Raw genomic sequence first — 9,189 nt, forward strand, 5'->3', positions numbered from 1 at the left:
GCAACGCGAACACACTGCCGGGCTCGAGCAGATGCCCCGCCACCGACTCCACATCCAACAGTTCCCGCTGCCGATCCGACTCACCCTGCATGAGGCACATCATTTCAGTGCCACCCCAACCTCGCAGGCCAGCCACGCCACTTGTTCAGCAGTCTCCTAGTCGTTGCCGGACCGGGCTAGACCCGGACCCGGCTCCAGCCCGCCGTCTCCTCCGCCGCGCGATGGGTTTGTTCGAGGAACCTCAGCACCACGGCGTCGGGATCCGCCGCCTGTCGCACGAGGTGGTACGGCAGCACGTACTCACCCAGCTCGGCGCTCCAGTACGCGGGGGCCTCGACCGCCGGATGGGTGTCGTACCCCTCGGGGTGGGGATAGGCGTACGCGTAGAAGCTGCCCTCCTCCGCACCACCCGGCCAGTACCCCGCGCTCGACACCTCGTCGCTGTAGGCCTCGTGCATGACCCGGTCCGGGCAGTTCGGGACGCCACCGGGATGCTCGGGGGCGGAGCGTCCGGAGAACCGGGTGACGGCCAGATCGAACGCACCCCAGAAAAAGTGGACGGGCGAGGACTTCCCACGGAACCCACCGCGGAACGTCGACAGGACGCCGTGCGCGCTGACCAGCGACCTCCAGAAACGGGCCACGGCGTCAGCGTCGTACGACGCGTGCGTGGTGTCCTCGGCGAACGGGATCACCTCCGGCAGCTCGACCGGGGTCCCGACGATCGGCACGTCGAACCCGAGATCACCCAGGTGGCCGGTGTACTCGGCGTAGAAGTCGGCGACGGTCCGCGGCTCGAGCGCCATCCGGCGGGTGCTGCCGTCAGTGACGAGGAACAGCAGGTCGTGGCTGACGAAGTCGAAGCGGATCTCCAGACCGCGGTGTCCGGCGACCATCAGGGACGTGGTGAGCCCCCGCGCGTCCACGTACAGCGGGACGCCCCACCAGTGGTTGATCTCCGGCCCGAGGGCCATCCGCGTCTTGCCGACGATCTGGGTCCACAGGTGAAGTGTGTCCCTGGTGTCGATCCACGATTCCAGGGGCAGGGCCGGCCAGGGCTCGTCTCGGGTCTCCATCGACACATGATCCCCGATCTCGGGACCGGACGGCACCCCTATGCATCATCCGAAACCCTGCGTCACCCGAAACCCTGCGTCACCCGGGTCGACGGCCGGGGGCCCGGTGCCGTTGGACGGCGTCGTGGTTGCCGCACCGGGCACTGCAGTAGCGCCGCTTACCGTTCCGGCTGGTGTCGACGAACACCTCGGGACACCCCGATCGGAGACAGGCCCCCAGACGGCCGCCCTCCGACTCGACCGCGAAGATCGCCAGACCGCCTGCGGTGATGGCCCGGACGCGCTCCACCACGTCGTCACCGTCGGCCGCGAAGTGCAGGTGGGGCTTGTGCCCGTCGTGCGTGCTCAGGGACGGCCTCGACGCGGCCGAGTCCAGCAGCTCGTTGATCGCGTCGCACGTGGAGTCCACGTCCGGCGCCGAGAAGGGTGCCCTCAACCACAATGCCCACTCCTGTAGGCGGGTCGACCTCGCGTCGTCGAGATCGGGCCTGCGGACGCCGTGGGCGCGAAGCACGCCGACGGCCATATCGGTGTCCCACTCCCGGGCGCCGAGTGAGGCAAGTTCCGCCGCGAGAGTCGGGCCGACCATATTGCCATGGTTGAACTGCACTGACCCATTGCACCACAGTCAGCGCATGACCACAGCAGCCTGTTCGCCCACCGACGTCGATCACGACCGCGACCACGACGCCCCCGTTCCGCAGCCTGCGGATCCGGACGCGCACCAGCACGAATGGCTGACCCGCTCCTCCCACCGCACCAGCGAGGGCACTGTGACCTACGAGTCCTGCCACTGCGGCGCGCATCGCGTCCTGCGCGCCGGCGTGCCCGTCGCCCGGGTGTAGGGAGAGGCGACGCTCAGGGCGAGGTCGAGATCGAGCGCTCCTTGACCTTGAACCAGATCGAGAAGTCCTCGGCGGCCCGACGTACGACGTCGTAGTTCGAGCCGCCGGTGAGATCGTTGAAACTGTCCCGCACGCCGTCGACTCCGGTCGACCGGGTCTCCTTGGGGATGCCGAAGCCCATCTTCCAGTCGGCGAAGCTGCGCTCGGCTGCAGGTTCCGTCAACAGGACCCGGACACGACTGTGCCTGTCATCGGCAGCGATGCGCGTCATCAACTCGTCGATCGCGGCCGGAGGGCCTTCGAGGAACTGAATGAAGCAGTTGTTCCTGAAGAGGAGGACGCCGGTGATCCCGGCGGCACGATTGCGCTCCCGGGAGGTGAACAGAATGGACTCCAGATCACCCGGCAGCATCTTCCGCACCGGCACGCTCGTGTACACCAAATACTTCAGTTGTCCGCTCCCGGGCGACGTGGGGAACTCAGCGTCCAGCGACATTCAACTCTCCCTCGCTCGCATCGGAAAAGTACAGATCATTCAGGCTGGAGATCGCCTCGTCCAGGGATCCGGACTCGCCCTGCGGTCTCGACATCCTGTCGTAGCAGGTGAAACTGCCGTCAGAATTCTGATCGATGTACCCCACGAAGTTCCCGCGGAAACTACCGACGAAGAAGCTGTCTTCTACCTGGGACCATCGTATTTCTTCGTATCCTTCGATTGCCGAAGTCACTCCCACCCCTTTTCTTCCTTGACAAGGTGTTTCACCCACTGCCGTACACGTCGAGAAGAACGTGGCCCGAGCCACGTCACCGGGAGACGCTGCCGCCGCGCGCGGCCGAAACAGGGATGGGCACGCATCGACGTGTCACCCGATCCCACAGTGCTCTTCTTGCCTAAGAACTCACATCCTGCTGAAGCTATCCGTCATAGCGGCACACCGGGCCATCATGATGCGCGTCGGAAGACTGCGCCACCGATGGCATCGGTCGCGTCCGGAACACGGGCGAGTGCGATCCCGATGACGAGCGTGGTCAGACCTCTCCCGGCCGCGATACCGTCCGGCCCAGTCGGCGTGACACCGCGGCGCCCCACGGGGTGGTGAGCCGGGCCGCGGTGAGGAGGCCCTCGTCCTGCAGCACTCGGTGGACCGGGCCGCGGGTGAGCGCTCCGCCGGAGAGCACCACCGCGTCGTCCGCCCAGGCCCAGGCGAGGTCGACATCGTGCGTGGCCATGAGGATCGCGGCCCCCGCGGCGCGAAGCGACTCCAGCGCCGCGAGCAGGTCCTCACAGGAGAGCGGGTCGAGCCCGGCCGTCGGTTCGTCGAGAAGCAGGACGCGAGGCCGCATCGCCAGCGCACCCGCCAGGGCCACCCTCTTGCGCTGCCCGAAGGACAAGTGGTGGGGGACGCGGTCGGCGAGGTCGGTGATCGCCAGCGCCGCCAGGGCCTCGTCGACCCGGTGGGCCACCTCGGCGCGATCCAATCCGAGGTTCACGGGGCCGAAGGAGACGTCGGCCCGCACGGTCGTGGCGAAGATCTGGTCGTCGGGTTCCTGGAGCACCATCTGCACCGACTGCCGCAGGCGGGTGCGGTCGGCGCGGCGGTCCCGGACCCGCTCCCCGTCCAGCTCCAACTCCCCGGCCTCGAGGCGGTTCAGGCCCACGAGCAGCCGCATCAGGGTGGTCTTGCCGCTGCCGTTTCCACCGAGAAGCGCCATCTTCGCCCCGGCGGGGATCGTCAGGTCGGCGCCGTCGAGCACGGTGTGGGTGTGACCGCCGAGGGCATCGAGACGCCGGTAGGAGAACCGGGCACCGCGCAGCGCGAGGACGGTCACGTCATGACCCCCAGTATCGAGACGGACACGAGAACCAGACAGATGACGAGCACGCGGGTGGCCGAGACCGGGTCCGCCTCGGCGAGCACTGCGGTCTGGCCGCGCTCGGCGCGCATGGACATGGCGTCGTCGATCGCCCGTGCCCGCCTGACGGACAGGACGAATACCGAGGCGAACTGCGTCCCGACCGAGCTGATCGCGGCCCGGGCGGTGCGGTGTCCGAGCCTGAGGTCGTGGGAATGCCGCAGCGTGCGCGCGGAGTCGATGAGCAGGCCGATGAGCCGGTAGGTGGTGTCCACGACGTGAGCCAGCGGGGCGGGCAGTCCGGCCCGCCGGCCGGCGGCCAGGAGGTCGGCGACGGGCGTGGTGCACGCCAAGGTGATGGTGGCGGCCGTCGCGGCGATCGCCCTGCTCACCGTCCGCCAGGCGGTGTCGACCCCGGCCGGATCCACCACGAGGCGCCAGTCCACCAGGTCCAGCACGAGGGGACCGATTCCCAGGGCCAGGAACGCGACGGGGGCGAGCAACGCCGCGAGGTAGATCCTGGCGGGGACGCGGGCCAGCGCCAGGGCGCACACACAACAGACAGTCAGGATCGCCACGTGGCCCACCGGTGGCGGCACGAGCAGTGCCGCCACCAGCAGACCGCCGAAGAGCAGCAGCTTCTCGACTACCGGGAGGTCCGACCAACGGTTGTGGGACGCCGCGAGTTCGAGTGGGTTCACCTAGGGCTCGGCCGGTCAGTGCCCGGCCGGACCCGTGGCCGCCGCCGACGGGGTCGCCGCACCCGTCACGCTCTCCCGACGCTGCCTACTACGTGTCCGCAGGACGCCGAGTCCGTAACCCACGATCCCGCCGCCGATCCCGGCCTGGAGGGCGAACACCCCCGATTCGACCTCCCCCGGCAACTCGGGCAGAAGCGGCTCGAACCATGGCTCGTAGTCGGGAGAGACCTGGCTGATCGTCCCCTCCGCCTGCCCGTCCGCACCCTCGAACTCGCCGCCCGCACCAGCGCCATAGACCAGGGAGAACACCGCGATCGCGAACGCCACGGCGACCAGCCCCACGAGCACCCACACGCTGACGTGCTTCTTCCCGCTCATCGCACCGACTCCGTGGCCTCGACCTGATCGGTACGGTCCTCGAGATGCGCGAAGGTCCCCGCGCCGGCGAGTCGCGCCCTCCGGAAGAAGCCCACCAGGTCGAGCTCGCGGGAGGCGATGCGCAGGAGCACGCTGACGATCACCACGACGATCAGGGCCTCGACGATCGCCAGCGGGATCTGGGTGATGGCGAAGACGGCGAGGAACTCGGCCATCGAGTACCACAGGCCGTGCTCGGCGCTCGGGAACGCCAGTGCGAGCTGGGCGCTGGTGACGAGATACGTCACCAGGTCGGCGAGGAACGCGGCGACGAAGACCGCGCCGAGCAGTGGCACCGCGACCCGTCGACACAGGACGAACGCGCCGTAGGCGACCCACGGCCCGGCGACCCCCATGGAGAACACGTTCGCGCCGAGCGTGGTGATGCCCCCGTGCGCGAGCAGCAACGCCTGGAAGATGAGCACCACGGTGGCGACGAAGGCCATGACGGGGGGCCGGAAGATGATCGTCCCCAGGCCGGTCCCGGTGGGGTGTGAGCTGGAGCCCGTCACCGACGGGAGCTTGACGGCCGACATGACGAACGTGAACGCCCCGGCCACGCCGAGCAGGACGCCCGCCTCCGGTGTCCGGCGGACCGTCCTGATGACCTCGCGCGCGCCGTGGATCACGAACGGTGCCGCGACGGCCGTCCATGCCAGGGCGTGCGCCGAGGGGAGAAAACCCTCTGCGATATGCATCTACCTGAGACCTTTCTGCCCGTCACCTCGCGGGCACTCGTGGTGGCAGCCACGGCCGGTCTCCTGGCTCACGGGTTCCCCCGGCCCACCCCAGTAGGGATGGACCGGATCGCCGCGGGTCCGCCTTCCCACCCACACAACGCGTGCGAGCAGTGGCACAGAGGACCTGCGACATCATCCGTTCACAGTGGCGAGGGCCGCCCCGGTCTCACACCGGGTTCCCGAGCACCGCAGCTGAGCAGATCCTAGCCCCCTCCCGGGTGCCGGCTCAGTACCGCACCGACTGGGCGTCCGAGACCAGACACATGCCACCGACGGACTTCAGAAGGGGGCGCAGCGCCAGGAGGACCTCGTCGATCCGGTCGGGGTCGACCGCCACGAGCACGAAGGTGTTGTCGAAGGTGGAGAAAGGGTCCCCGCCCCGCTCACCGTGCTGTCCCCGCCCGTAGATTCCCGGGATCACGGTGCGATGGGTCAGGCCCAGCGAATCCAACGCGCCGAGGAACCTCCCGGCGACCCCGGATTCCACCACCAGTTCGATCCGTTTGACGTCTCTCATGGGATCTCCTCGCCTCAGGCGCCCAGGTGCTGGGCGACGGTGTAGTAGAGCGGAATGCCGAGGACGATGTTGAACGGGAACGTCACGGCAAGAGCCATTGTGAAGTACCGGGACGGTCGCGCTTCGGGGATCGCGTAGCGCACCACGGCCGGGACGACGATGTAGGACCCGCTCGCCGCGAGCACGGCGAGCATGGTCAGGTCGCCGACCGGCAGCCCGGCCAGTGCACCCAGGGCCAGCGCCATCGATGCTCCGATCAGGGGCATCACGATGCCGAACCCGATCAGGAACGGACCCACGTCCCGGACCTCGCGGAGTTGACGGGCGACGAGCAGGCCCATCTCGAGCAGGAAGAAGGCCAGCAGCCCCTTGAACATGTCGTCGACGAACGGGGACATGGCCTCGCCGGCGTCGGCCCCCACCATGGTGCCGATCACGAGCGACCCGATCAGCAGCAGGTGCGCGCCGTCGGTGAACGCCTCGTGCAGGATCGCCCGCATCGACAGGGGTGCTCCCGACGCGGGACCGGAGGCTCCGGCCCCCGCGACGTCGCCCGCCATCTGGGCTGAGCGTTGACGTGACCGTGCCCAGGTGGCGAGAAGCACCGCCATGATGATCGCGGGCGATTCCATCAGCACCAGGGCGACCGTCATGTACCCGCCGGGTTCCTCCCCACGGGCGGTCACGAACTGCGTCGCGGCGATGAACGTCACCGCGCTGACCGACCCGTAGGTGGCGGCGATGGCGGCCGCATCGAACTCGTTCACCCTGCGCCGCAGGACCAGGAAGCCCAGCGCAGGGATCACCAGGGCCAGGAGCAGGGCGATGCCGATCACCGCCGCGGCGCGGCCGGTCAGACCGGTCTCGCGGAGAGCCTGTCCACCCTTGAACCCGATCGCCATGAGCAGGTAGAGCGACAGGAACTTGGTGACGGGGGCCGGGATCTCCAGGTTGGAGCGCACCGCGGCGACGAACAGCCCCAGGAAGAAGAACAGGATCGGCGGGTCCGTGAGGCTGCCGAGAATGCTGAGGTCCATCGAGTCTCCCCTGATCTGACCGGAGTCCGTACGCCGCCGAGCGGGGCGAGCGGATCTCCGTCGTGGCGCGCGGGCCGACTGTTCCGAGCGAGTAACGGGAACGACAATACACGACTTGCAAGACATGTATTGCAACAGCCTAAATCTATGTCGTGTGTTGTGGCGCGGCGCAAGGGCCGGCACCGCGGGAGATCGGGCACCGTGGACGCCCACATGCGTACCGTGATTCGCGTCAGGCAAAATGGCACTCGGAAGTCGTCGGTGATGGGGTGGTGTGGTGGCAGAGTGGACGTTTCTCACCAATCACGCGCACGTCCTGCTGTGCATCGCGCAGGATTCCGAGACGCGACTGCGCGACATCGCCGATGCGGTCGGGATCACCGAGCGCGCCACCCAGCGGATCGTGGCCGAACTGGAAGAGGCCGGGTACCTGCAGCGCATCCGCGACGGGCGCCGTAACCGCTACAGCCTGAACCGAGACCTGCCGCTGCGCCATCCACTCGAACGGGACCACATGGTCGGGGAGATACTCAGCGTGCTGGGGGCCCCGCGAAAGGGTGCTGGCGACGGCAACGAGTGACCCGTCGGCACTGCTCGTGGCGCCCCGACAGCGTGGTCGACCACTACTAGAGGCCCCCAGGGGACGATCTGGTCGGCTTCTCTCTGCAGTTGATCGAGTTCGGAGATGTCATAGGGGCTGAGCACATCCACCGTCACCACGTCCGGACGAACGGTCGCTTTCTGCACCACCGCGGATTCGGTGTTGCTCAGCCAGCGTCCCGGACCTGCGCGGCCCACACCCTCGTAAGCGAGCTCGTCGACATGGGGACCAACACCACGACGAAGAGCAACGTCACTACGGGGTACGCCCTACGCGACGTACTGTGTTGCGGAGCGGTCCGACCTTGCACTGGTCGCAATTCCGGTCACGCCAGAGTGTTCACCACACCCAGCGCGGCTCAACCCGCCAAGGAGGCATGGCATGAGCACTACCCGCGAGCTTCGCGCCGAGGTCGAGGTCGACGCCCCCGTCGAGCGCGTGTGGGAGGTCGTCACGGATACCTCCGTGCTCGTTCGGTCGTCGCCCGAACTCGTCGCGATGACACCGCTGCTGCCGGGAGGCTTCCGGAAGGGCCAGCAGTACATCGGCTGGAACCGCCGCAAACTGGTCGTCTGGCCAACCCGAAACGTTGTGATCGAGTTCGAGCCACACAAGCGTGTCGCCTGGGACACGAAGACCAGCGGCGCCCGCTGGGCCTTCGAGCTCCAGCCGACGCAGACCGGTACCAAGCTGGCCCAGCGTCGGTCCGTGCCGGGCAAGCTCAATCCGATCGGCCGGTTCTTCGCCGCGACGCTCCTCGGCGGGGGCCCGAACCACGCTGACGAGCTCGAGACTGCACTTGGCACCACGCTGGAGAGCATCAAAGCTATCGCCGAGGCCTGACCAACCGACTCGTCCCCACGGGTGGACTTCGCCAGGGATAACTCTCTTGCGACTGGGCAGTAGCAAGAGGAGCAATGCGCGGGAACGGCTACTTAGACGACAGCCCGCCGGCAGAGTTCGGAGAGACGTCTTCCGCTACCTCACGGACCGACCACACCCTGATCTGAAGTGGACAGCCGGTATGGTGAGTCCGGGTCTACCCGCCCAGTAATCGACCGGATGAGCGTCCCGCAGGGAGACTCGAGTGTAGATGCCGCCCTCGGAAACCACGAGCACAGCCTGGCACCTCGGCCTCCGTGACTGTGGTCGAACTTTCAACTCTGAGTTCCACCTACCCCGCCCCGCCCCGCCGCTTCGCCGCCCTCTCCGGATCCGAGGCGTACAACCACGATTCGGCCTCCCCCGGCCGGACCAGCGCCCGGCCCACCAGGATCACCGCCGCCTGCCGCAGACCGGCGGACTCGACCGCGTCCGCGATGTCGGCAAGTGTGCCCCGCAGCTCGACGCGGTGCGGGCGGCTCGCATTGGCCACCACCGCCACCGGGCAGTCCGCGCCGT

13 protein-coding genes, 1 pseudogene and 1 riboswitch are annotated in these 9,189 nt (G+C 68.2%); of the genes and pseudogenes, 3 read left to right on the plus strand and 11 right to left on the minus strand.

What is annotated here, in order from left to right:
* Positions 1-176: 176 nt before the first annotated feature.
* On the minus strand, positions 177-1,076 hold the full coding sequence (locus G6020_RS12290; RefSeq protein ID WP_182610823.1) for a DUF5996 family protein: 900 nt from the start codon (positions 1,074-1,076) through the stop codon (positions 177-179).
* A gap of 79 nt (positions 1,077-1,155) precedes the next feature.
* Positions 1,156-1,665, minus strand: a complete 510-nt coding sequence (locus tag G6020_RS12295) for a CGNR zinc finger domain-containing protein (protein WP_187700400.1) — start codon at positions 1,663-1,665, stop codon at positions 1,156-1,158.
* Positions 1,666-1,711: 46 nt separating this feature from the next.
* On the opposite strand from G6020_RS12295, the gene G6020_RS12300 reads away from it, so the two are divergent.
* On the plus strand, positions 1,712-1,921 hold the full coding sequence (locus tag G6020_RS12300; RefSeq protein WP_179523156.1) for a hypothetical protein: 210 nt from the start codon (positions 1,712-1,714) through the stop codon (positions 1,919-1,921).
* A gap of 13 nt (positions 1,922-1,934) precedes the next feature.
* On the opposite strand, the gene G6020_RS12305 is transcribed toward G6020_RS12300, so the two are convergent.
* From G6020_RS12305 to G6020_RS12340, 8 genes are all read right to left on the minus strand, one after another.
* Positions 1,935-2,417 (minus strand): BLUF domain-containing protein, encoded by a 483-nt coding sequence (locus G6020_RS12305; RefSeq protein ID WP_179524150.1) that lies wholly within the window; start codon positions 2,415-2,417, stop codon positions 1,935-1,937.
* Entirely contained in the window at positions 2,401-2,649 is a 249-nt protein-coding gene (locus tag G6020_RS12310; protein ID WP_194306128.1) for a hypothetical protein, read from the minus strand. Before G6020_RS12310 ends, G6020_RS12305 begins: the two co-directional genes overlap by 17 nt.
* Positions 2,650-2,950: 301 nt before the next feature.
* Positions 2,951-3,751 (minus strand): ABC transporter ATP-binding protein, encoded by an 801-nt coding sequence (locus tag G6020_RS12315; protein ID WP_179524148.1) that lies wholly within the window; start codon positions 3,749-3,751, stop codon positions 2,951-2,953.
* Positions 3,748-4,476, minus strand: a complete 729-nt coding sequence (cbiQ, locus tag G6020_RS12320) for a cobalt ECF transporter T component CbiQ (protein ID WP_179524147.1) — start codon at positions 4,474-4,476, stop codon at positions 3,748-3,750. The genes G6020_RS12315 and cbiQ overlap by 4 nt, the downstream gene beginning before the upstream one ends.
* A 15-nt stretch (positions 4,477-4,491) precedes the next feature.
* Positions 4,492-4,854: an energy-coupling factor ABC transporter substrate-binding protein gene (locus G6020_RS12325; protein WP_179524146.1), complete on the minus strand. Its 363-nt coding sequence runs from the start codon at positions 4,852-4,854 to the stop codon at positions 4,492-4,494.
* Positions 4,851-5,591 carry an energy-coupling factor ABC transporter permease gene (locus G6020_RS12330; RefSeq protein WP_182610824.1) on the minus strand — a complete coding sequence of 247 codons (741 nt, stop codon included), beginning with the start codon at positions 5,589-5,591 and terminating at the stop codon, positions 4,851-4,853. The genes G6020_RS12325 and G6020_RS12330 overlap by 4 nt, the downstream gene beginning before the upstream one ends.
* 35 nt (positions 5,592-5,626) lie before the next feature.
* Positions 5,627-5,839: riboswitch (cobalamin riboswitch) on the minus strand.
* A 20-nt stretch (positions 5,840-5,859) separates the two neighbouring features.
* Positions 5,860-6,150 (minus strand): transcriptional regulator, encoded by a 291-nt coding sequence (locus tag G6020_RS12335; protein ID WP_182610825.1) that lies wholly within the window; start codon positions 6,148-6,150, stop codon positions 5,860-5,862.
* A 14-nt stretch (positions 6,151-6,164) separates the two neighbouring features.
* Positions 6,165-7,187, minus strand: coding sequence for a sodium-dependent bicarbonate transport family permease (locus G6020_RS12340; protein ID WP_182610826.1), 1,023 nt, complete (start codon positions 7,185-7,187; stop codon positions 6,165-6,167).
* A 277-nt stretch (positions 7,188-7,464) separates the two neighbouring features.
* On the opposite strand from G6020_RS12340, the gene G6020_RS12345 reads away from it, so the two are divergent.
* The gene (locus tag G6020_RS12345) at positions 7,465-7,767 is read left to right on the plus strand and encodes a winged helix-turn-helix domain-containing protein (protein ID WP_042329960.1); all 303 of its coding nucleotides are present in this window, start codon (positions 7,465-7,467) and stop codon (positions 7,765-7,767) included.
* A 402-nt stretch (positions 7,768-8,169) separates the two neighbouring features.
* Complete coding sequence (locus G6020_RS12350) at positions 8,170-8,631, plus strand: SRPBCC family protein (protein WP_182610827.1); 462 nt, start codon at positions 8,170-8,172, stop codon at positions 8,629-8,631.
* Between the two features lie 331 nt (positions 8,632-8,962).
* Here the strand turns inward: G6020_RS12350 and G6020_RS12355 are convergent.
* Positions 8,963-9,189 (minus strand): annotated as a pseudogene (locus G6020_RS12355) (precorrin-4 C(11)-methyltransferase); the annotation flags it as partial.

It is taken from the genome of Dietzia sp. B19 (assembly GCF_014145155.1).
GTDB classification, from domain to species: Bacteria; Actinomycetota; Actinomycetes; order Mycobacteriales; family Mycobacteriaceae; genus Dietzia; species Dietzia natronolimnaea.

Bases quoted from the DNA above. Each gene is read 5' to 3' on its own strand.
- G6020_RS12290 (WP_182610823.1), bottom strand. From the start codon at position 1,076: ATGGAGACCCGAGACGAGCCCTGGCCGGCCCTGCCCCTGGAATCGTGG.
- G6020_RS12295 (WP_187700400.1), bottom strand. From the start codon at position 1,665: ATGGTCGGCCCGACTCTCGCGGCGGAACTTGCCTCACTCGGCGCCCGG.
- G6020_RS12300 (WP_179523156.1), top strand. From the start codon at position 1,712: ATGACCACAGCAGCCTGTTCGCCCACCGACGTCGATCACGACCGCGAC.
- G6020_RS12305 (WP_179524150.1), bottom strand. From the start codon at position 2,417: ATGTCGCTGGACGCTGAGTTCCCCACGTCGCCCGGGAGCGGACAACTG.
- G6020_RS12325 (WP_179524146.1), bottom strand. From the start codon at position 4,854: ATGAGCGGGAAGAAGCACGTCAGCGTGTGGGTGCTCGTGGGGCTGGTC.
- G6020_RS12330 (WP_182610824.1), bottom strand. From the start codon at position 5,591: ATGCATATCGCAGAGGGTTTTCTCCCCTCGGCGCACGCCCTGGCATGG.
- G6020_RS12335 (WP_182610825.1), bottom strand. From the start codon at position 6,150: ATGAGAGACGTCAAACGGATCGAACTGGTGGTGGAATCCGGGGTCGCC.
- G6020_RS12340 (WP_182610826.1), bottom strand. From the start codon at position 7,187: ATGGACCTCAGCATTCTCGGCAGCCTCACGGACCCGCCGATCCTGTTC.
- G6020_RS12350 (WP_182610827.1), top strand. From the start codon at position 8,170: ATGAGCACTACCCGCGAGCTTCGCGCCGAGGTCGAGGTCGACGCCCCC.